22 protein-coding genes and 1 tRNA gene are annotated in these 17971 nt (G+C 66.1%); 14 read left to right on the top strand and 9 right to left on the bottom strand.

Annotated features, from left to right (window positions below; genetic code table 11):
- Positions 1–8: 8 nt before the first annotated feature.
- The 3 genes from HMPREF2716_RS20325 to bamI form a co-directional block, all read right to left on the bottom strand.
- The gene (locus HMPREF2716_RS20325) at positions 9–566 is read right to left on the bottom strand and encodes a DUF2975 domain-containing protein (RefSeq protein ID WP_003090849.1); all 558 of its coding nucleotides are present in this window, start codon (positions 564–566) and stop codon (positions 9–11) included.
- Positions 567–737: 171 nt separating this feature from the next.
- Positions 738–2537, bottom strand: a complete 1800-nt coding sequence (gene mep72, locus HMPREF2716_RS20330) for a metalloendopeptidase Mep72 (RefSeq protein WP_003114786.1) — start codon at positions 2535–2537, stop codon at positions 738–740.
- Between the two features lie 77 nt (positions 2538–2614).
- On the bottom strand, positions 2615–3274 hold the full coding sequence (gene bamI / locus HMPREF2716_RS20335) for a biofilm-associated metzincin protease inhibitor BamI (protein WP_025271157.1): 660 nt from the start codon (positions 3272–3274) through the stop codon (positions 2615–2617).
- Positions 3275–3428: 154 nt separating this feature from the next.
- Between bamI and HMPREF2716_RS30065 the strand changes: the two genes are divergently transcribed.
- A complete protein-coding gene (locus HMPREF2716_RS30065; RefSeq protein WP_003107215.1) occupies positions 3429–4037 on the top strand; it encodes a flavodoxin family protein in 609 nt (202 codons plus the stop codon).
- Between the two features lie 53 nt (positions 4038–4090).
- Here HMPREF2716_RS30065 and HMPREF2716_RS20345 read toward each other — a convergent pair whose 3' ends face one another.
- On the bottom strand, positions 4091–4435 hold the full coding sequence (locus HMPREF2716_RS20345) for a helix-turn-helix domain-containing protein (RefSeq protein WP_003115217.1): 345 nt from the start codon (positions 4433–4435) through the stop codon (positions 4091–4093).
- Between the two features lie 407 nt (positions 4436–4842).
- On the opposite strand from HMPREF2716_RS20345, the gene HMPREF2716_RS20350 reads away from it, so the two are divergent.
- The 3 genes from HMPREF2716_RS20350 (at position 4843) to HMPREF2716_RS20360 (ending at position 7241) form a co-directional block, all read left to right on the top strand.
- Positions 4843–5241 carry a PA2779 family protein gene (locus HMPREF2716_RS20350; protein WP_003090843.1) on the top strand — a complete coding sequence of 133 codons (399 nt, stop codon included), beginning with the start codon at positions 4843–4845 and terminating at the stop codon, positions 5239–5241.
- Between the two features lie 32 nt (positions 5242–5273).
- Complete coding sequence (locus HMPREF2716_RS20355) at positions 5274–6203, top strand: PA2778 family cysteine peptidase (protein WP_073650805.1); 930 nt, start codon at positions 5274–5276, stop codon at positions 6201–6203.
- 81 nt (positions 6204–6284) lie between these two features.
- Positions 6285–7241, top strand: a complete 957-nt coding sequence (locus HMPREF2716_RS20360) for a formate/nitrite transporter family protein (RefSeq protein WP_070621997.1) — start codon at positions 6285–6287, stop codon at positions 7239–7241.
- A gap of 50 nt (positions 7242–7291) precedes the next feature.
- Here HMPREF2716_RS20360 and HMPREF2716_RS20365 read toward each other — a convergent pair whose 3' ends face one another.
- Positions 7292–8575 carry an NAD(P)/FAD-dependent oxidoreductase gene (locus HMPREF2716_RS20365; RefSeq protein WP_017149134.1) on the bottom strand — a complete coding sequence of 428 codons (1284 nt, stop codon included), beginning with the start codon at positions 8573–8575 and terminating at the stop codon, positions 7292–7294.
- Positions 8576–8758: 183 nt separating this feature from the next.
- On the opposite strand from HMPREF2716_RS20365, the gene HMPREF2716_RS20370 reads away from it, so the two are divergent.
- From HMPREF2716_RS20370 to HMPREF2716_RS20385, 4 genes are all read left to right on the top strand, one after another.
- A tRNA-Val gene (locus tag HMPREF2716_RS20370) sits at positions 8759–8835 on the top strand.
- A 191-nt stretch (positions 8836–9026) separates the two neighbouring features.
- A complete protein-coding gene (tsi4, locus tag HMPREF2716_RS20375) occupies positions 9027–9464 on the top strand; it encodes a type VI secretion system immunity protein Tsi4 (RefSeq protein ID WP_003099162.1) in 438 nt (145 codons plus the stop codon).
- A 4-nt stretch (positions 9465–9468) separates the two neighbouring features.
- Positions 9469–10056 carry a type IV secretion system toxin Tse4 gene (gene tse4 / locus HMPREF2716_RS20380; RefSeq protein WP_003099160.1) on the top strand — a complete coding sequence of 196 codons (588 nt, stop codon included), beginning with the start codon at positions 9469–9471 and terminating at the stop codon, positions 10054–10056.
- 198 nt (positions 10057–10254) lie between these two features.
- Positions 10255–10776 (top strand): hypothetical protein, encoded by a 522-nt coding sequence (locus tag HMPREF2716_RS20385; RefSeq protein WP_003122551.1) that lies wholly within the window; start codon positions 10255–10257, stop codon positions 10774–10776.
- 92 nt (positions 10777–10868) lie between these two features.
- Here HMPREF2716_RS20385 and HMPREF2716_RS20390 read toward each other — a convergent pair whose 3' ends face one another.
- Positions 10869–11039 carry a hypothetical protein gene (locus HMPREF2716_RS20390; protein WP_003099153.1) on the bottom strand — a complete coding sequence of 57 codons (171 nt, stop codon included), beginning with the start codon at positions 11037–11039 and terminating at the stop codon, positions 10869–10871.
- 263 nt (positions 11040–11302) lie between these two features.
- Between HMPREF2716_RS20390 and HMPREF2716_RS29695 the strand changes: the two genes are divergently transcribed.
- On the top strand, positions 11303–11524 hold the full coding sequence (locus tag HMPREF2716_RS29695) for a hypothetical protein (protein WP_003114427.1): 222 nt from the start codon (positions 11303–11305) through the stop codon (positions 11522–11524).
- A gap of 6 nt (positions 11525–11530) precedes the next feature.
- Here HMPREF2716_RS29695 and HMPREF2716_RS20405 read toward each other — a convergent pair whose 3' ends face one another.
- Positions 11531–12556: a diguanylate cyclase gene (locus HMPREF2716_RS20405; protein ID WP_003114426.1), complete on the bottom strand. Its 1026-nt coding sequence runs from the start codon at positions 12554–12556 to the stop codon at positions 11531–11533.
- 331 nt (positions 12557–12887) lie between these two features.
- On the opposite strand from HMPREF2716_RS20405, the gene HMPREF2716_RS20410 reads away from it, so the two are divergent.
- From HMPREF2716_RS20410 to HMPREF2716_RS20420, 3 genes are all read left to right on the top strand, one after another.
- Positions 12888–13127 carry a hypothetical protein gene (locus HMPREF2716_RS20410; protein ID WP_003114425.1) on the top strand — a complete coding sequence of 80 codons (240 nt, stop codon included), beginning with the start codon at positions 12888–12890 and terminating at the stop codon, positions 13125–13127.
- Positions 13128–13213: 86 nt separating this feature from the next.
- Positions 13214–13993 carry a PhzF family phenazine biosynthesis protein gene (locus HMPREF2716_RS20415; RefSeq protein ID WP_003114424.1) on the top strand — a complete coding sequence of 260 codons (780 nt, stop codon included), beginning with the start codon at positions 13214–13216 and terminating at the stop codon, positions 13991–13993.
- Positions 13994–14014: 21 nt separating this feature from the next.
- Positions 14015–14425, top strand: a complete 411-nt coding sequence (locus HMPREF2716_RS20420; protein WP_003099138.1) for a nucleotide triphosphate diphosphatase NUDT15 — start codon at positions 14015–14017, stop codon at positions 14423–14425.
- A gap of 150 nt (positions 14426–14575) precedes the next feature.
- On the opposite strand, the gene HMPREF2716_RS20425 is transcribed toward HMPREF2716_RS20420, so the two are convergent.
- Positions 14576–15058: a DUF6632 domain-containing protein gene (locus tag HMPREF2716_RS20425; RefSeq protein ID WP_014602755.1), complete on the bottom strand. Its 483-nt coding sequence runs from the start codon at positions 15056–15058 to the stop codon at positions 14576–14578.
- A 5-nt stretch (positions 15059–15063) separates the two neighbouring features.
- Positions 15064–16032 carry an enoyl-CoA hydratase/isomerase family protein gene (locus HMPREF2716_RS20430; protein ID WP_043493313.1) on the bottom strand — a complete coding sequence of 323 codons (969 nt, stop codon included), beginning with the start codon at positions 16030–16032 and terminating at the stop codon, positions 15064–15066.
- 87 nt (positions 16033–16119) lie between these two features.
- On the opposite strand from HMPREF2716_RS20430, the gene HMPREF2716_RS20435 reads away from it, so the two are divergent.
- Both HMPREF2716_RS20435 and HMPREF2716_RS20440 read left to right on the top strand, forming a co-directional pair.
- Entirely contained in the window at positions 16120–16701 is a 582-nt protein-coding gene (locus HMPREF2716_RS20435) for a TetR/AcrR family transcriptional regulator (RefSeq protein WP_003090825.1), read from the top strand.
- Between the two features lie 341 nt (positions 16702–17042).
- On the top strand, positions 17043–17942 hold the full coding sequence (locus HMPREF2716_RS20440; protein ID WP_003119903.1) for a Dyp-type peroxidase: 900 nt from the start codon (positions 17043–17045) through the stop codon (positions 17940–17942).
- Positions 17943–17971: the final 29 nt, after the last annotated feature.

A 17971-nucleotide genomic window follows, 5' to 3' on the forward strand; every position in this document is an offset into this window, starting at 1 on the left:
GGCGGACCTCAGACGAACTGGCGGTTTTCCTCGGCGAGCAGGGCGGCCTTGCGCTGGATGCGCGCGATCACCATCACCGAGGCGGCGGCGAACAGGCTGACCAGTTCCGCCGAACCGAAGCTGAGACTGACGATGCGTTGCCCCTGGGGTTGGAGGAAGGTGACCCAGACCGTCAGCAGCGGTTCCAGCAGGAAGTTCGCCAGCACCCAGCAAGCCAGGCACAGGCCGACCTTGCCGAGCAGCGCCGCGGCGTCTTCGCAGAAATACTCGCCGCGCCCGTAGTGCTGGAACAGCCTTCGCAGCGCCTGCAGTCCACTGGCCAGGACCAGCAGCGGCAGGCTCGACAGGAGGATGCCGCCGAGGGCCTGCCAGAGCGGCATGTCCCGCGCCACAACGCCGAGGTCGCCGGCGACACCGGTGGCGGTGAGAGCGAAACCGAGGCCGTGCTCGCTGGCGAGGTCGGGGAAGATCCAGCACGCGGCGTTGAGCAGCAGCATGCCGGCGATCAACAGCAGGGTCAGGGTAGCCATCAGGCGGCTGTAGCCGGCCAGGCGGTCGCTTGTCATCGGGGGTACTCCTGGGAAGGTGGGCAGGCCCCTCGGAAACGAGGGAAACCGGAGTGATCATAGTTTAATAATAAATTATCGTAAAACGATAATTTCTTGATCGCTGCATCCGGCCTGGAGCGCTCCGCAAAATCCCCTCCGTGCCCGCCGGGGGCATGGAGGGGAAGCGTCCTACTTCTGCAGCAACTGGACGTTGTCGATGAACATCGACTCCTGCTGGTTACCGCTGAGGATCATCAGTTCAGCACGCTTGATCGGCCCCTTCGGCAATTGCACCTGGCCGCGCAGGCTGGCCCAGCGGCCATTCTCGACCACCTTGTAGCCCAGGGGCAGGTATTCGCCGGGCCGACCCTGGCTTTCCAGGTAGAGGTAGGCATAGGTCATGGCCTGCGAGCCGCGACCGTCGCCGACCCGTACGTCCGCGCTGAACGCGTAGGTCCGGCCTGCTTCCAGGTTGCCCAGCAGGCTGGTGCTCGCGCCGGTGCCGGCGTAGCGCCGCTGGTAGGCTTCCAGGGCCAGCCGCCCGGCGCTGGCGACGCGCGTGGCGCGGGCGCTGGCATGCACGCCGCTCCAGCCGCCGATGCCGCTCTCGAAGTCGTAGGCGATGCGTTTCGGCGCCGGCGGTACGCTCGGCGGCGCGGCCTGGGCTTCCTGCAGGTTCATCTCGTCGACCAGCAGGCTGGCGCCGCTGTCGCTCCAGACCGCCACGTAGAGGTTGCGCTGGTCGGCGGCGGGACGGTAGTCGAAGGTCTTCTCCAGGCGACTGAACTCGTTGCCGCTGACCGACAGTTCGACGCTCTGCGCCGGGTTGTAGGCCAGGGCGCCATCGGCGCGTTCGCTGAGCAGCGCCATGCGCACGGTTTCACGGGTATTGGCGGCCTTGAGCATGACCTTGCCGCTCAGCCGGTAGCCGCTGCCGGCGCGCAGGGGGGCAATGGGGCGGACCAGCAGGTCGAAGCCACGCACGTCGACCAGCAAGGCATTGTCGCGGCAGCCCTTGGCGACGTTCACCAGGCTCAGCTGGGCGTTGCCGGACCATGCGCGCCAGCCTTCCATGCTGGCGAACTCGCCATCGCCGAGCAGGCCGCCGAGCTTGGCTTTCGTGCACCATGGCAGGTCCGGCGGGGTCGGCGTGTCGCCGCCGGAGCCCGGGTTGACCGTGCCGGGTACCTTGGTCGGGCGAAAGTCGGCGATCTGCGTGGCCATGCTGTTCAGCGCGCGTACGGCGTCGGCGTGTTCTTCGCGGCCGCAGGGCTGGTTGGCGCATTCGGCGTTGACCAGGCGCGGGTTGGCGAAGAACGGTGCCTGCTTGTTGGTGCCGAAGGCATGCGGGTAGGCCATCACGGTGGCGAAGCGCCCCTGCACGCCGTAGCCGCGGCTCCATTCGTAGGTGCCGCTGTGGGCGTAGCGCGGATCGTAGTAGCTGGACTCCAGGTCCTGCTCGTAGGAGTGGCGCAGGCCCATGTTGTGGCCGGCTTCATGGGCGAAGGTGTTGAGCCCGCAGTCGACCCCGGTGAGGTTGTAGGCAATGTCCTTGGCGTTGCCGTGGAAGCGCCCGCTGTTCTTATCGCCCGAGCCCATGTAGCCGATGCCGCAGGTGATGTAGCCGTTGCCGCTGTTCTGCGAGCGGTTGACCAGGCTGACCAGGTCGGCGCCGTACTGCTCGCGCAGGCGCTGCACCTGCGGGTCGCGCATGAAGCGATCGAGGTTGGCGCCGGTCACCGTCGGGTAGTCGGCCCAGTCCAGGCGCTGCTTGTGCACCAGACGCAGGCGCAGGTTGACGCCGCTCTTCTCGTAGGCGGTGTTGGCGAACTCGATGTAGCTGGCGATCCGCGCATCGATGTCGCGGCCATTTGCGGTCTGGGTCGCCGCGGGGGTGTAGAGGACCATGATGTCGACGGTCTTCGGCGCGGCCTGGGCGGCAGAGGCTACCGCCAGGGCTAGGGTGGAGCAGAGCAGGGATTTCTTCATGGGTTGCCTGTGTTCGGACAATAGGAAGCCATGGCGCCCCGAGGGCACCGCTGGGGAAACATGCTGGGAAGGTGGGCTCAGCCCTGGGCGGGCGGCGGCATCGGTGGCAGCTCGGCGAGCGGCGCGTCGACATGATCGCCATGCGGGTCGCTACGCGCGGCGATGTCGTTCTCGTCGATCACCCGGGTCTTGCCGCTGCGGTTGTCGACGATGATCGAGTAGCTGCCGTCGAGGGTGGCGACATTGATGTGGGTTTCCAGGCTGCCGCGCACCACGGTCAGGCTTTCCGCCTCGTCGCCGTCCACCAGGCCGCCGCGCCAGACCGGCAGGCCGGCGCTGTTATGGGTGCTGGCGAGGCGTGCCTGCAAGGGCCGCTCGCGACCCGGCAGGCTCATTTCCAGCACCTGGCCGAGCGCCAGCGTGTCGAGCAGGGCGGGTTCGACCTGCGCCAGGTATTCGGGAATGCCCTGGGCGCCTTCGCGGCTGCGCAGTTCGCCTTGCCAGAGCGTCACCCGCTCGCGTGGCGCGGGCGTCGTGACGGGGGGCGGGGCGAGCATGCGGGTAGCGTCCGCCGCCGGCGCCGCGAGCGCCGCTGTCGGGGCGGCGGCTGCCTGGGCGGCGGGGGACTGGCGGGCCTGCGGCGATGCCTCGGGCGGAGCCGGGTCGAGCAGCCAGCCGCCGATCAGCGCACCGCCGATGGCGGCGGCCGAGGCTGCGTAGATCCATGTCTTGGCCACGTTGTTTCTCCTCTGAGTGAACGTGGCGCGGAGTCTAGGAAGAAGCCTCTCCCAGCGTGGCGGCAACCGTTCACATTTGCGCCAGGCCGCGCGCCGGCGTGACGAAACTGCGAATCAGGCCGGAGCGCTACGGGCGCCAGGTCACGTGCGCTCTGTGCGCTGCGGCAAGGCTGGCGTTCGGCCGCCATGCTGTTCGCGGCGGAAGGCTTCGGCGCACCTGGCCGTCCTCGCGCTTGAAGAACTGGACGAAGTTGCTCGGCTCGTCGAAGCCGATGCCATCGTCTACGGCAGCCCCACCTATATGGGCGGACCGGCCTGGCAGTTCAAGAAGTTCGCCGATGCCACCTCAAAGCCCTGGTTCGTCCAGCTGGCTTCGCTGACGCCTCGCGCCGGCTATGGGGTGTCGTCATCCCGGCCGACGGTGGCATGTTCGCTCATCTCCAGGCAACCCGGTACGGCCTCTAGCCGCGCCGGGGCCTCAGCCTCGCGCCAGTTGCAGGAGACGGGCGCGCTCCTGCATCAGCGGCCGGCAACTGCGGATGCCTTCGACGATGCTGTAGAGGCTTTCGATCTGCTGCTGGCTGAGGCTGTTGTTCTGGGCCCAGCCGAGCAACTGCAGCCAGGTCCAGCGGGCGATGGTCTCGCTCTGCGTCTCGGCCTTCCTGCGGTCGTCCCCGTCGCTCTGTCCGACCAGGGTCTCCACCAGCCCCGAGGCGCACAACGGCAGCAGCTCCCGGTACTGCTCCGGGTGCGTGTCGCGTAGGCGACGCAGGGCCATTATGGCGGTGGTTATCGAGTCTGAATCCAAGCTTTTGTTCACAGTTCACTCCTTGTGCGTACAGGCTGGCGGCTGGTTGATCCCTGGGCCGCGAGCAACTGTTCGATGAAACGCGTCAGCTCTTTCTTGAACTCGGGTGTCAGGCTGGACACCTTGAGGATGAGCTCGGCCAGCTCGTCCTCGGGGCAATAGAGGTAGGCCATGGGGACCTGGAGGACCATGGCCAGCTGTTCGGAAGTCCGCATGTTGGGGGAGTGCCGTTCGCGTTCGTATTGGTTCATCCGTGCGCTGGCGGAAAACTCGTCCATTCCCACCAGCATGCCCAACTGTTTCTGCGAGTATCCCGCTCTGATTCTTGCGGCTTTTAGCCGGGTACCTAGCATCCATACAACTCCCGTCCCGTTGGCCCGCTCGCTCAAGGTTGGGCAAATCTGGACAAGATGGAAGCTCAGGAATCCTTAGTTTTCGCCGTGCCGGAGGCTCTGTCGTCCGGGGCGGCGCGCGGTTTCGACGCCGTGTACGAGGCTGCGGCGGGGATATGCGTCGATGTCGCCGAGATCGCGCATGCTCCGGTTTTCTCGCGGCGAGCCGGAGTATATGCGAATTGCATAAAGGCGGACGCCGTTTCGTCGCCTGGGGGCGGCGGGTCGTCGTCTCGCCAGAGGGGCGGGGATCGGCGCCGAGGCGGCGGAAAACGGCGATCGGGACGATACTCAGGAAAGGTGGGCGTTGCGGAACCAAGCCTCGCCTTCCAGGACTAATAGCCGGGTTTCACGCAGAGGTCATTCCCATGAGAACAACAACAAGCATCCGCCGTGTCGCTGCCGTCCTGGCAGCGCTGCACCTGCTCACCTTCGCCGAGGTTCCGCTCGCCCAGGCAGCGATGATCGGTACTGCGGAAGTCATGCAGCAACAACAGCACAACCTCGATCGCCAGCAACTGCTGAAGATGCTCGACGACCAGGGCGTCCAGAAGAAGCTGGAGGCCATGGGCGTGCCCCGCGACCAGGTGGCGAGTCGCATCAACAGCCTGACCAACGCCGAGCTGGCGCAGTTCAACCAGCAGCTGGACCAGGCGCCGGCGGGCGGCATCATCGGCATCATCGTGTTGTTCCTGGTGATCTTCATCATCACCGACATGCTTTGCGCCACGGATATCTTCAGCTTCATCAAATGCATCAATCGGTGAGGCGGCTGGCAGGGGCACTGCTGGTCTCCGCAATGCTCGGCGGCTGCGCGCAGCCGCCGAGACTGCCGCCGGAAAGCGCGGCGCTGCCCGCACGGGTGGAGCTGCGCGAAGTGCCGTTCTTCCCCCAGGAAGCCTACCAGTGCGGTCCCGCCGCGCTGGCCATGATGCTTGGCCAGCGCGGCCTGGCGTTGACGCCGGGGCAATTGAAGGACGAGGTGTTCATTCCCGGTCGCGAGGGCAGCCTGCAATTGGAGATGGTCGCCGCGGCGCGCCGCCACGGCATGCTGGTCTATCCGCTGCAAGGCGGACTGGAGAGCGTGCTCGAGGAGGTCGCGGCGGGCAACCCGGTGCTGGTGTTACAGAACCAGGCTTTCTCCTGGTGGCCGCGCTGGCACTTCGCGGTGGTGGTCGGTTTCGATCGGGAGCGCCGCGAACTGGTGCTGCGCTCGGGCATCACCCGGCGCTGGGTTACCGACTTCACCAGCTTCGAGTCGACCTGGAAGCGTTCGGGGCGCTGGGCGGTGCTGACCCTGCCGGGTGACCGCCTGCCGGCCACGGCAGCGGCGGTCCCGTGGCTCAAGGCCGCCAGTGACAGCGAGGAAACCGGCCACCCCAAGGTTGCCCGGCGCGCCTACGAAGAAGCCGTGCGACGCTGGCCTGAGGACGCCTTCGCCTGGTTTGCCCTGGGCAACAGTCGCTACGCCGCAGGCGATTCCGCCGCTGCCGAACAGGCCATGCTCACCAGCGTCGAGCGTCGCGTGGATTTCGCCGCGGGTTGGTTCAACCTGTCCCAGTTGCTGGCGGAACGCGGTTGCGCGGCGCCGGCGCGCCAGGCGCAGGCCTGCGCGCGGGCATTGCAGCCTGGGGAAGCCCGCTTCGCTGCGGCCTTGCCGCAGGCCGTCGCACCCGCGGCGCGGTGCGCCGAGCTGCCGGCCTGTCCCGTTGGCGCACCGCCCCGCTGAGGCGGCGGAGCCGAAGGTTGTCGGAACCCCGTTCCAGCGAGACGGCTCTATACCTGGGAGGACCCCACTCAGGTGCAGAACATGGCCAACGACAAGCGGACTTCGCCCCCCACCCCCCGGCAACCGGCCAAGGGCGGTGCGGCGGGCAAGCGCCAGGGGCATGCGGCGGAGGGCATGCGCAAGCCGCGTGCGCGCGGCGAGGAGCGGAAAGAGAAACCGGCCGACGGACGTTCGGCCACGGCGCTGACCGCCAACGAGCGGCGGGAGATCGACGACAAGCAGCCACCGCGCGCCGCTGTCCTGCACGAGGTGATTCGCGTCCAGGGCGAACACGAGTTGCAGCGCACGCTGGCGGCACTCTGGTGGTCGGCGGTGGCCGCGGGGCTGACCATCGGCCTCTCGTTGATGGGCATGGGCCTGTTCCGCGCTGCCTTGCCCGAGCAGGAGTGGGCGATCATCGTCAGCAGCTTCGGCTATCCCATGGGCTTCCTGGCAGTGATCCTCGCCCGCCAGCAACTGTTCACCGAAAACACCCTGACCGCCGTGTTGCCGGTGATGACCGAGCCGACCCTGGAAAAGGCCTGGCAACTGTTGCGTCTCTGGAGCGTGGTGCTGTTCGGCAATATCGTCGGTACGCTGCTGTTCGCCTGGGCGGTGCTGCATCTGCCGATATTCAATGAAGCGGCCGACGCGGCGTTCCTTGAGATCGGCCGCGAGGTGATGCACAACGACCTGGCGCAAATGTTCGCCAAGGGCATCGTTTCCGGCTGGATGATCGCCACCATGGTCTGGCTGATCCCGGCGGCGGAGGGCGCGAAGATCTGGATCATCGCGATGGTCACCTACCTGATGGCGCTGGGCAGCTTCACCCACATCGTGGTGGGCTCGGCGGAGGTAGGCTACCTGGCGTTCGCCGGGGAAATCGGCTGGGCCGAGTTCCTGCTGAAGTTCGCCCTGCCTACCCTGGGCGGCAACATCGTCGGCGGTAGCCTGATCTTCGCCCTGATCAGTCATGCGCAGATCCGTAGCGAAGGTTGAGGCGCGGATGGAAAAAACGGCACCCCGGGGTGCCGTTCTGTCGACGCGGACTAGACCCCGAGCTTGTCGCGCAGGCTGTAGTACCAGGCGCCGATGGCGGTGAACGGTACGCGGAACAGCTTGCCGCCGGGGAAGGGGTAGTGCGGCAGGCCGGCGAAAGCGTCGAAGCGCTCGGCCTGGCCGCGCAGGGCTTCGGCCAGGACCTTGCCGGCGACGTGGGTGTAGGTCACGCCGTGGCCGCTGCAACCCTGGGAATAGTAGATGTTGTCGCCGATGCGGCCGACCTGGGGCAGGCGCGAGAGGGTCAGCAGGAAGTTGCCGGTCCAGGCGAAGTCGATCTTCACGTCCTTCAGTTGCGGGAAGGTCTTGAGCATCTTCGGCCGGATGATCGCCTCGATGTCCGCCGGATCGCGAGCGCCATAGATCACGCCGCCACCATAGATCAGGCGCTTGTCGCCGGAGAGGCGATAGTAGTCGAGCAGGTAATTGCAGTCTTCCACGCAGTAGTCCTGCGGCAGCAGGCTGTGGGCCAGTTCCTCGTTCAGCGGCTCGGTGGTGATCACCTGGGTGCCGCAGGGCATCGACTTGGCCGCCAGTTCCGGGACCAGGCCGTTGAGGTAGGCGTTACCGGCGACCACGATGAACTTCGCCTTCACCTTGCCTTGCGGGGTATGCACCACCGGGCTGGCGCCGCGCTCGATGCGGGTCGCCGGGCTCTGCTCGTAGATTCTGCCGCCGAGCGACTCCACCGCCGCCGCTTCGCCGAGGGCGAGGTTCAGCGGATGGATGTGGCCGCCGCTCATGTCGAGCATGCCACCTATATAGTTGTTGGTCGCCACCACCTCGCGGATGCGCTTGGCGTCCATGATCTCCAACTGGTTGTGGCCGTAGCGTTCCCACAACTGTTTCTGCGCGCGCAGGTGATCCATCTGCTTCTCGGTGAAGGCGGCGAACACCCCGCCGTCCTTCAGGTCGCATTGGATACCGTAGCGGGCCACGCGCTCGCGGATGATGCGCCCGCCTTCGAAGGCCATCTCGCCGAGCAACTGCGCTTCGCGCTTGCCGACGTTGCGCTCGATCACGTCGATGTCGCGGCTGTAGCTGTTGACGATCTGGCCGCCGTTGCGCCCGGAAGCGCCGAAGCCGACCTTGGCGGCTTCCAGTACGGTGACCTTGAAACCATTCTCCAACAGGAACAGGGCGGTGGAGAGGCCGGTATAGCCGGCACCGATCACGCAGACGTCGGTTTCGACCTCGCCCTGGAGTTCCGGGCGGGGCGGCGCGGGATTGGCCGACGCGGCGTAATAGGAGGAGGGGTAGGGGGTGTGCGGCATCTTGCACCTCTGTTTTTTATTTTTTACGGATGCCCGGATGCTACCCGAGTCGAAATCGGCCGGCTAGCCTCCGTGCAAAATTTTCAACGGACCCCCTGAAAATAAAAATTCCACTTTTTCAGAGAGTTAGCGAAAAAAAAGCTTGACGGTGTTTTTGGGGTCTGTAGAATGCGCGCCATCAGCAGGCACGTAGCTCAGTTGGTTAGAGCACCACCTTGACATGGTGGGGGTCGTTGGTTCGAATCCAATCGTGCCTACCAAACAAATCCCGCGCTGCTGGCGGGGCAAGAAAGGCGATCCGAAAGGGTCGCCTTTTTTCGTTTGCGCCCCGAAAAAGGCCGCTCGGCCCGTGCTCGCCTGGGCTCGCGCTTCATCGCATAGCCGCTATTGACAGCGGGGGCGGTCTTTTCCGACCCTAGCGCCTTCACGGATGATTCAGGCGACAAGGCTCATGACGACCTCTTCCGGTTCGCGTATCGGCGGACTTCTTCACGCTTCCCTTTTTTCCCTGCTCGGACTCGGTCTCCTGCTCGCCGGCGGTTTCAAGACCGTCGAGCGGTACCATTTCCTGCGTACTGCGCAGGAAGCCCAGGGGACGGTCAGCGCCTTGAATGCCGGCGGTTCGCATCCGCAGATCGATTTCACCAGCGTTTCCGGCGAGCGGATTTCCTATCCCCAGGGCGGCTTCATCTTCGGCTACCAGGTGGGCGAGCCGGTTCGCGTCCTCTACGAGGCTGGGCGGCCGGCGGCCAGCGCGATAGTCGACGATGCCGGCGCGCTCTGGGGAACCAGCGCTTTCCTCTGCGGCTTCGGCGCACTCTTCGGTATTGTCGGGTTCAGGGGATTGCTGGGCCTGCGTTCTTCCCAACCGACCTCAAAAGGACATTGAAGTCATGTCGCAACTTCCCATTCCCTTGCCCCTCAACGAGAGTCGCTGGCGCTACGTGACGGCCAGTGGCGGAGGCATGACCGTGGCCTTCCTGGCGGGTAGCGGCGGCTCCATCACGTTGCTCTCGCCGGAGGGTGAGAACGTGTCCTTCCGCTATGGCGGGGTGGGCGGCGGGATCGGACTGGGCATGCGCCTGCCGCGCTTCGGCAAGGTCAACCTCAATGTCAAGGGCAAGAGCGTTGGCGGGGCCGGTGCGCTGGAGGCGTTGCCGAGCACCGGAACCGTCTTGGTCGCGGACGGCCTGGTGGGGCGCGACCTGTCCCGCGGCGACTTCACCGGGCCCTGCATGTACGTCGAACTCGGCGCGGGAGTCATCGCCGGCGGTTCGGGCACGGCGATTCTCTTCGGCCTCGATCCCAAGCTGCTGGCGGCGGTGGCGCTGGCGAGCGCCTCGCCATTGACCGCCGCGCTGGGCGCCAGCATGTCGCGGCAATTACTGCAATCGTCCCGTGGCGCCCTGTTGATGGCCGGGGTCAACGTCGGTGCACAGTTCGGCGGCGGCGCGGCGGCTTACCTGGGGGCGTTGTTCTGATGCAGGAGGGCGATCCGGGAGGATCGCCCTTTTTACCTTGCGCAGGCGTGCGGCGGCCAGGGCTCCGTTGAGTTCCATGGCCAGCGGGGCGGTGGCGGAAATCGTTACCGGCGCGGGGAACGGTCGTCGGAGATTCCGAACCGGCATGGATCGGTTCTTTCCAAACAAGCCCATCCACTCGTTCGAGGTGTCGTGCTTGTGTCCAGGTTGATCATGCCCGGAGGGCCGTTGTCGCAAGAATCCGATGTCCGGATCTTCTGTTCACCCAAGGAGCGGCTGGACTTCTACCGGCGGGAAATCCACTACGAGACGGGCCAGCTATCCAGTCGGACCAACGCCTACCTGACGGCGCAGTCGTTCCTGGTCATCGCCTATGCCTCGTCGATGGCCAACCTGAACCCGGCCTGGGGCGAGCTGTTCACCCTGGTGGTGCCGGCGCTCCTGGCACTGCTCGGGATCGTCAATTCCCTGCATGCCTGGCCGGGCATCCAGGCATCCTCGGAGATCATCTGCCACTGGCAGTTCAAGCAGTCCTGCCTGTTGCACAGCGATCCGGAGATCGGCCTGGCCTACGATGATTCGCCATTGTTCAGCGAACGCGAGGTCAACCGCGGCAGCTTCGAGAAAACCTTGCTGTTCTCGCGACGCGTGCCGTTCCTGTTCGCCGGCTTCTGGTGTGCGCTGGGCGTGTTTTCGCTCTGGTTGCAACTGGCCGGTTAGCGCTGGTGGCCCATCGTTTCGGCAAGGCTTGGCGTTGGCGGAGGCTTGCCGGCTCGATAGGCGGGCGCCGTCGGATCCGGGAACGCCCGGCGTCAGGGCGCTGCCTGCTCGCAGAGATCGTTGCCGAGGAGGCGCGCGCCCAGGCCGCGAAGCAGGTAGGTCTCGACATGGCTGCCGTCCGGGCAGTCGACTCGGTAGCCGAGCGCCAGGCCGGCGGAAAGAAGAACGAACAGGAACAGGCCGATATGTTGCAGTTTGCTCATGGTGTTTTCTACGAAAGAGGCTTGAGGGCGCAGGCGCTGCGCCGGGCGATTCTAGTGCAATGAGGCAGGGGGAGGAGCCGATTTGCATGCCTAAGCGTTCTACATGGTCCAGGGCGCCCAGCGATTCGACAGTCGCCCTGCGCCGATCGACGGCGAGCCGGAGCGAATCCGGCTGCAACTGCGTCTGTACCTGGGTTGAGCCGTTGACGGGCGCTGTCGCTGCCTTTATAAGACCGCCTCACGCAGCCGGCAGGCAGTCGAAGATGAGCGACGAAGACGATATTCACGAACCCGAACACGATCACCTGCTGGATAACGATTACCTCGAGGACGAGCGTGACGAAGATACGTTCGGCGCGCTCGACGAGCCCGATGCCTGCGGAACCGGCAGGCGACGTTCCTGCGAATATTGCGACGCGGTCCAGGTGCCAGTCGATAGCGAGGGTTTCTCTATCTGCGCCGATTGCGCAGGGCTGGAGGACTAGCCCTGGTCAGACGCTGACCACCCGGTTGCGTCCGGCACGCTTGGCGTCGTACAGCGCGGCATCCGCCCGGGCGAGTGCCCGTTCCGGTTCTTCGCCGCTGCCGGCCAGGGTACAGCCGGCACTGATGGTCACCGGCACGGACGTGCCGGCACAGTCGATCGGGGTCGCTTCCATCAGTTCGCGGATGCGATTGGCGATCATGGTCAGTTCCGTGGTCTCGCGGACCCGGACCATCGCCACGAACTCCTCGCCGCCGAAACGCGCCAGGAGATCTTCCGGCCGCAGCGCCGCGCGCAGTCGCGAAGCCGCCTCGCGGAGGACGCTGTCGCCGGCCCGGTGCCCCAGGGTGTCGTTGATACGTTTGAAATGGTCGATATCGCTGTAGATGATGCCGATGCGCTGGTCGCTGGCCCGCGCCAACTCCAGTTCATGCTGGTGCAGCGCGTGGAAGCCGGCCCGGTTCCACAATTGGGTGAGGGGGTCGAGCAGTGACTTGCGCTGCTCCCGGTCGATCTCCTGGCGCAGGAAGCGGGTGTGCTCGGTGAGGCTGCGTAGCTGGAGATATCCTTCGGCCAGGATCGACAGTCGATTGAGCTGGCGTCCTTCCCGGAGATCCAGCAGCCGCGGGCTCGGGTCGATCAGGCAGAGTGTGCCGATGGCCTGGCCATTGCTGGCGTGCAGGGGCTCGCCGGCGTAGAAGCGGATGAAGGGCGGCCCGGTGACCAGCGGATTGTCGTGAAAACGCGGATCCCTGGAGGCGTCCGTCACCATCAGCGGTTCGCTGGCCAGGATGGCGTGGCCGCAGAAGGACAGGTCGCGCGGCGTCTGTTCGGCATCCAGGCCGATACGGGCCTTGAACCATTGGCGGTCGTGGTCGATCAGACTGATCAGCACGGTCTTCACCCCGAAGGTTTCCCGCGCCAGTTCCACCAGGGCGTCCAGGTAGTGTTCGGCGGGGGTGTCGACCAGCGCCATGTCGTCCAGGGCCTGCTGGCGCAGGGCTTCGTCGGGAGGGAGGGGGCAGGCGAGCATACTGGATCCTGATCACGGTGGAGACTTTCGGTATAGCTGCCGGACAGGCTGAAGGCCAGCCTGGCGTCCGCAGTCGGCGCAAGGGTGAAGAGGGCAAAAAAAATCCCGGCCGCGTGGAGCAGGCCGGGAAAGGATCCAGGGATGTACAGCGCCCACAGCTTATGTCGGCGGCGGTTTCGATGAAGCTGCCGGATCTGGTAGGCGCGATTTTCGCGTCGATGTGTGACCCGCTTCGCCGACTATCCTGGCAAGTGGGGTCGCGAACCAATAGGATTTGCGGGTTTTATTCAATCTGGGTGAATGCGTGCAGGAAATCTACTCTGAAGAACAGATGCGCAAGGCGCTGGGCCTTGCCGAAACGCGACCGAAAAAGGTCCGGACCGAGGCCAGCCAGCCGGTCCGCTACACCATCGTCGAACTGAGCGTGCGCAAGGGCGGGGCGGGATTGCCGCTGCGTTTCGAACATCGCTCGCGCTCCATCAGCAAGGTCACCGCGCAACTGGAAGCGGAGAAGGAAGCCAAGCGCCAGGGTTACCAGGTCTGGGCGCTGCTGGATATCCGTCAGATCTGAGCGAGGCGCCTGCGCGGGGCGCGGCATTGTCCTGGTCTCGGTCCGGCTGCTAAGGTGCGCAGCCCATCGATACAGGAGTCCGGAACATGGAACTGACGATCTTCCAGGTAGACGCATTCGCCGACAGTCCCTTCCAGGGCAATCCGGCGGCGGTCTGCCCCCTCGATGCCTGGCTGGACGACGAGCGCCTGCAGGCCATCGCGGAAGAGAACAATCTTTCGGAAACCGCCTTTGTCGTCGGCCGCGACGGCGACTATCGATTGCGCTGGTTCACGCCGCAGGTCGAGGTGGACCTGTGCGGTCATGCGACCCTGGCGACGGCCTGGGTACTGATCCACAAGCTCGACGACGCTTCCCCGGTATTGCGTTTCGCTACCCGTAGCGGTGAGCTGAGCGTGCGGCGCGAGGGCGACTCGCTGGCGATGGACTTCCCGGCCAAGCGTCCGGAGCCTTGCGCGACACCGGACGGACTGCTGGAGGCGCTGGGTATTGCCGAGGCGGAAGTGCTGAAGACCGACGATTACCTCGTGGTGGTCGACGACGAAAAGACGATCGCCGCCCTGGCGCCTGACTTCGCCCGGCTTAAGGGCTTGCCGTGCCGCGGGGTGGCGGTGACCGCGCGCAGCCAGCGCTTCGATTTCGTCTCGCGCTGGTTCGGGCCCAACGTCGGCGTCAACGAAGACCCGGTGACCGGTTCCGCGCATACCTCCCTGGCGCCGTACTGGGCGCAGCGCCTGGGCAAGACCCGGCTGAGCGCCGAGCAGGGCGGGGCGCGCAAGGGGCGCCTGGAATGCGACGTGCGCGGCGAGCGGGTGGTCATCTCTGGCAAGGCGGCGTTGTACATGAGCGGTACGCTCCATCTCTGATCCCGAAGCAGGAGTACGACGATGCCGGCACCGCAGGTAGGCGTGGGTGTCCTGATCTTGCGGGACGGCAAGGTGTTGCTGGGGCGCCGCAAGGGCAGTCATGGCGCTGGCTGCTGGTCGGCGCCCGGCGGCCATCTCGAGTTCGGCGAGGCGGTGGAGGACTGCGCCCTGCGCGAAGCCCTGGAAGAGACCGGCCTGGCGCTGAGCGAACTGCGCCACGGCCCGTTCAGCAATGACGTCTTCGAGGGGCGCCACTACCTCACCGCGTTCATCCTGGCCGGTTGCGCGGAGGATGCCGAGGCGCGCCTCATGGAGCCGGACAAGTGCGACGGCTGGGCCTGGTTCGATTGGGCCGATCTGCCGGAGCCGCTGTTCGCGCCCCTGGCGAGCCTGCGCCGGCGGGGCTATTCGCCCTTCGACCCGAAGCGCTGAGCGACAGGCAAAAAAAATCCCGACCGCGGGGGAGCTGGTCGGGAAATACCCTTGGGGTTCGCACACACCGTGAGCATAGGCCAGTCCGCAACGGCATCAAGAGGAGCCTGTTCGAACTGCTAGGCCCCTTTGGGGGCCGTTCCACTGTCGTCACCTCCGCTCGACGGCGAGCGAAGGGGTTGCCCGCTTGCGTTGCGGTATCCAGAACAGCATCAGCGGCAGCAGCGAGGCCCAGCCCAGCAGGACATCGCCGGCCAGGTGGATGTGTTCGCCGGGCATCAACAGTCCCTGCAGGAACATCAGGCCGAAGTGCGCGGCATTGGCTGCCACGGTGAAGTCGATGAACAGCCGGTGGCGGAAGGGCTGGCTGGCGGCGCGCCAGAGGAATGCGCCCCAGACCAGGTAGATCGTCGAGATCATCAGCTCATAGTGCTGTCCGCCGCCTTGCTGGTCGCCCCAGCGAACCAGGCGGAGCAGCAGGCGCCCGGCGTCGGAGTCGAGCAGCGACTGGTCGAGCCGCAGGAGCAGCGTGGCCAGGGCCAGGCCGAAGAACAGCAGGAAGCCGCCGGCCATCAGGCGAATGCTCAGGGTCAGCCAAGGCGTGGCGGAAACCGGGGAAGGGGAGGCAGTCATGCAGATCACCTGTAGGCCATGTCGATGGCGTTGCCTTCGGTCAGGTCGTCAAAATCCGCACGGCGGAAAGGGCGCTCTTCCCGGGTGATGGTGCGCACCCGTTCGATGTATTCGCGCATGGCGCGGCGGGTATTGCCCTGGGAGGCGGCGGAGAGGAAGCCGGCCTTTTCGCTGGCCATGCCCTCCGTCCAGTCGCGGGAAGCCGCCTGGTAGATCGAACGCTTGATCAGGCGCACCGCTTGCGGTGAGCGCCGGGACAGGCGTTGCGCCAGCGCGTCGGCGGCTTCCAGTAGCTCCTCCGCTGGCGCCAGCCCGTTGACCAGGCCCAGCGCAAGGGCCTGGCGCGGCTCCAGCAGTTGCCCTTCCAGGCACAGCTCCAGGGCCCTGGCCACGCCCAGGCTGCGCGCCAGCATCTGGGTGCCGCCGCCTCCCGGTATCAGGCCGATGAGTACTTCCGGCTGGCCGAGGAAGCGTTCCACCTGGTCGTCCTCGGCCATCAGGCGCAGGTCGCAGGCCAGCGCCAGCTCGCAGCCGCCACCCAAGGCCAGGCCGTTGATCGCGGCGATGAACACCTTGTCCATGCGGCGCATGTGCGCGGTGACCTCATGGAACAGGTTCATGTCGGCGACGCCGGCCAGCAGGGTGTGACGCAGCAGCTTCCTCGCTCCAGGCAGGTGGCGCAGGAGGCTTTCGCTTTCCAGCAGCAGGCGTGTCAGCCAGGCCGGCATGGAGAAGGTGATGGGGGCGACGGCGCGCTCGATCTCGTCGACGTCGAAGTGGGTCAGGAAGACCCCATCCGCCGCTCCGGAAAGGATGACAGCACCGATGTCCTGGCGCTGCTCCAGGTCGTCCAGCAGGTCGGCCAGTTCCTGCATCACCGCCGTGGTGAGGAAGTTCGCCGGGGGATTGTCGAGCAGGACTTGCAGGACGCGTCCTCGTTGTTCTATGCGCAGGTGTCGCGGTGCTAGAGTCATTGCGGCTTCCTCATTGGATAACGAGCGTTATATAACGATCATTATCCAATGTGACGACATCGTCTCCCCAACCAACGGATAGTCGGCATGCGCTACAAACCGGAACAGAAACAGGCCACCCGCGCCCTGCTGTTGAGCAAGGCCGCTCCGCTGGTGAAGCGCCAGGGCTTCGCCAGCACCGGCCTGGACACCTTGATGAAGGCGGCTGGTCTTACCACCGGGGCGTTCTACTCGCAGTTCTCCAGCAAGGCGGAGTTGCTCGAAGCGATCCTGCAGCGCGAGCTGAGCGCCCAGCACGATGCCTTTCCGCTGGACAGCCTGGAGCAACTGGCCGGCGCCACCCGTCTCTACCTCAGTCGCGGTCATGCGCAGCATGCCGACATGGGCTGCCCGATTCCGGCGCTGGCCGCCGAGGTGGGCCGGGCAGGGCCCGAGGTGCGGGAAACCTTCGAACGCGCCCTGGAACAACGGCAACGGCGGCTGGCCGAACTGATGGGCGACGAGAACCGGGCCTGGGTGCTCACCTGCCTGTCGGTCGGCGCGGTGCTTCTCGCGCGTGCCCAGGCGAGCGAGGTGGCGCGCGACAAGGTCCTGGATGCGGCGCTGGAGCATGCGCTGGGCCTGCTTTCGGCGAGCGGAGCGGTTTCGCCGCAAGCGGACCGGGACTGATTGCACAACTGCAATGTTCGGCGTCTAGCGTCAGGCTTTCCCTCCGACAGGTAAGCCCATGAACGCCCATCATCTCGAACTCGCCAAGGCCCTGCTGGTGTTTGCCCTTGCCGTCGCCGGCCTGGTGGTCGGTCTCATGCCGATGGAGTTCTGAGCGACGCAGGTCCGGCTTCGCGCTTTTCCCTCGTCTTCGAGTGGTCTCTGGCGTTGCACCGGTTTAGGATGCGCGGGTATTTCGGAGCCGCTTCGCTTGGCGTCGCCCGCCGCTGCGCTCCGAGACCGAGCATTGCTCGAACCAGAACGAGATCGAAGGTGCATCGCCACGAGCGGCGCACGGCCTGATGATAGATGGAGGCAACATGAGCGCGGCTCAGCCAGGCATTCTCACCCCGATTCCGGTGGTGGGTCGCTACCTGTTTTTCAGTATTTCCCAACCCGAGCAGGTGGCCGCGACCTTGGCCAGCCTGGCCGCGGCCACCGATGGTTACCAGCTGGTGGTGGGTATCGGCCATTCGCTGATGCTCAGCCTCGGCAAGACCGTCGAGGGCATGAAGGACTATCCGGTGCTCGCCGCGCCCGGCATCGACCTGCCGTCCACGCCCTCCGCGCTGTGGTGCTGGCTGCGCGGCGAGGATCGCGGCGAGGTGACGCTGCGTTCGCACGCGCTGGAACGGTCGCTGGCGCCGGCCTTCCAGCGGACCGGCGCGGTGGATGCGTTCCTCTACGGCGAGGACCGCGACCTGTCCGGCTACAAGGACGGCACCGAGAACCCCAAGGGCGATGCGGCGCTCGAAGCCGCGCTGGTCTCCGGGCGCGGTGCAGGCCTGGATGGCGGCAGTTTCGTTGCTGTCCAGCAGTGGCTGCATGACTTCGACCGGATGCAGGCGATCCCCGGCGAGGAGATGGACAACATCATCGGCCGCCGCAAGTCCGACGATGAAGAACTGGAAGACGCGCCGGCCTACGCCCACGTCAAGCGCACCGAGCAGGAAAGCTTCGAGCCCGCCGCGTTCCTCCTGCGGCGCGGCGCGCCCTGGTCCGACGAGCACCGCGCGGGGCTGTTGTTCGCCGCCTTCGGCCGCTCGTTCGAGGCCTTCGAGGTCCAGTGGCTACGGATGATCGGCGTGGAAGACGGGGTGCTCGATGGCCTGTTCCGTTTCACCCGGCCGATCAGCGGCAGCTACTTCTGGTGTCCGCCCATGGCCGACGGCCGCCTCGACCTGTCCGCCCTCGGCCTCTGAGCCCGCCGCGGCAGCAGGCCAGGCCTGCT

Source organism: Pseudomonas sp. HMSC076A11 (genome assembly GCF_001810205.1).
In the GTDB taxonomy this organism is placed as follows: Bacteria; Pseudomonadota; Gammaproteobacteria; order Pseudomonadales; family Pseudomonadaceae; genus Pseudomonas; species Pseudomonas aeruginosa.